Below are 2,549 nucleotides of genomic sequence, written 5' to 3'. Positions count from 1 at the left end.
TTCCGGGGCGGGAGTCTTATCGACCTGAGGAATTACTTCATCAGGATCATCTTTTTGGTGCTGCTGTACTTGCCGGCGAACATCTTGTAGAAATAGACGCCGCTGGAGACAGGCTGGTTGTTGGCATCGACGCCATCCCAGGCGATGGAATGGTTGCCGGCGGCCTTGTCTTCGCTCACCAGGGTCTTCACCAGCTGGCCTTTCACGTTGTAGATGCCGATGGTGACGGGGGTGGCTTCCTTAACGCTGTAGCTGATGGTGGTGCGGGGGTTGAAGGGGTTCGGGTAGTTGCCCTTCAGCTCGGTGACGAGGGCGGGGATGCCGGGATCGTCGTTGGCCACGATGTAGCCGCCGTCGCTGTGCACGCTGAAATCGTCCACGTAGAACACGAAGGCGTCGTTGGACACGCAGCGGATGCCGAGCCAGATTTCCTGGTTGTCGTAGTTGCTGAGGTCATAGACGAATTCCGTCCAGCCGATGGGGGCCTCCACATAATCGCCGGGGCTCACATACTGGAAGCCCTGGGGAATGATGTTGGGCAGCATCGAAACGCCCACGCGGAAACGTTCCAGGCCGTACTGGGCGGTGTGGGACTTCGCGTAGAACTTCACGGCGCTGCCGGTGCCCAGATGCAGGCGGGGAGTGATCATCCAGTCGTTGTTGGGAGGAGTGGTGGCGGCGAAGGACGCGGCCATCTTGGCTCCGCCGTGGGCGGTGAGGGTGGTGATGGGAGGCGTGGTCGCGCTGGGATTGAAGACGATGTAGGCCATGGCACCTTCGGAACCCGGGAAGGTGATCCCGGAGAAGCCGTAGGTGGGGGCCAGATCGACGTCGAGCAGGGTCCAGGGCGCGAACAGGATCGCGAAGTCGTCGTAGGTCTCGAAACCATCCTGGAAGATGATCTCGGCCAGCTGGACGTTCACGGTCACGTTCACGGTGGCGGGAACCGATTCACCGGTGGTATAGACCGCGGTGACGCCATAGACGTAGTTGCCGTTGGGCAGGTCCATGTCCGTGTAGGTGGTCACGGCGGGATCGGTGATGGTGCCGATGAGGACGCCGTCGCGATAGACCTTGAAGCCGGTGAGGGCGCGGTCATTTTCGCGGGCGGGCTCTTTGTGGAGGACTTCCAGCGGGCCCTGGGCGTAGGTGATGGCCTTGTGTTCCTCGATGGGGGCCAGTTCCACGGCCTTGAGGGTGGCGCCGTCGGCCACGAAGGTCTGGACCAGCCAGTTGTAGGTGAGGGTCGGGGCCAAACCGGTGAGGGTGGTCCAGGCGCCTTCGTAATACATCATGTTGCCTTTGCCTTCCACCACGGGGCCGCTGTCGCAGCCGGCGGGGTGGTCGCCCTGGGTGTTCACTTCGAAGCCCACGTAGAGGTCGCCGGTGGTCGGCAGGGGCACGGGGGTGTTGAGCACGCAGAGGTTCCATTCGCCGAGGGCGATGGTGGGCACCACCTGCGAGGACACAAGCGTTCCGGCGTTGGTGGCGCTGCCGCCGGTCCACACCTTCACGGTATAGACGCAGTCGGCATAGTTGGGCACGAACTTCACCTGGGTGACGGTGCCGCCCTGATGGGGGGCGAGGTCGGTCTGGTCGAAGCGGTGGGCCACGTCGAAGATGATGGCGCTATTGGTGCCGATGCCGTTGCCGAGCACGTCCTGGCACCAGGTGATCCATTCACCGGTTTGCGGCGGCTCGGGGCTCACCCAGTTCAGGGTGACGTCGTTGCCGTCCACGGTGGAGGTGAGGTCGGTGGGAGGATTGGCAGGAGGGGCGATGGTGGCGGTAACGGGGCCGGCAGGCACGGATTCGCCGGCGGTATAGACGGCGGTGACGGTGTAGCTGTAGGTGCCCACGGTCACGGCGAGGTCGTTGTAGAAGGTGGTGGTGGTGGTGTCGATGGTGGTGAGCAGGGTGCCGTCACGGTAAACCTTGTAGCCCAGGAATTCCCGCGTGGGCGGGTTCAGGATCTCGGGGGCCGCGACCGGGGTGCCGGTGCTGCGGATGCCGAAGGCGGGAACGGAGGCGTAGTGCTCCTTGGCGGTGGGAACGGGACCCACGGTCACATCGTCCACAAAGAAGATGAAGGCGTCGTTGGACACGCACTGGATGCCGAAGCGGACGTCCTGGCCGGCGTAGGCGCTGAGGTCGTAGCTGTAGAGGGTCCAGTCCGTGGGAGCCTGGATGTAGCTGGCACCGCTGATGATGGTGAAGCTGGCCGGGGTGGTGGCGCCGGTGGTGGAAACGCCCACTTTGAAGCGTTCCAGGCCGTAATCATCGGTGTAGGACTTCGCGTAGAAGTTCAGGAACTGCCCGGCGGTGGGAGTCACCAGCGGAGAGATCATCCAATCGTTGTTGGGAGGCGTGGTGCTGGCAAAGCAGGCAGCCATCTTGGCCCCGCCGTGGGGCGCGGCGTCGGTCACGGCCGGAGTGGTGGCGCTGGGATTGAAGATCATGTAGGCCTGGGCGGCATAGGCGTTGGGCCAGGTGATGCCGGTCATGCCATAGGTGGTGCTCTGGTCAACGTCCACCAGCACCCAGGGATC

At 63.6% G+C, this 2,549-nt stretch carries 1 protein-coding gene; it reads right to left on the bottom strand.

Annotated features, from left to right (window positions below):
- Nucleotides 1-32: 32 nt before the first annotated feature.
- The coding region (locus LHW45_11360) for a choice-of-anchor J domain-containing protein (GenBank protein ID MCB5286166.1) at nucleotides 33-2,549 on the bottom strand (2,517 nt) is incomplete at its 5' end.

This window comes from Candidatus Cloacimonadota bacterium (assembly GCA_020532085.1).
GTDB lineage: Bacteria > Cloacimonadota > Cloacimonadia > Cloacimonadales > Cloacimonadaceae > Syntrophosphaera.
Note: the sequence above shows the minus strand (reverse complement) of the source record. Positions and strands in the feature narration are given on the sequence as shown.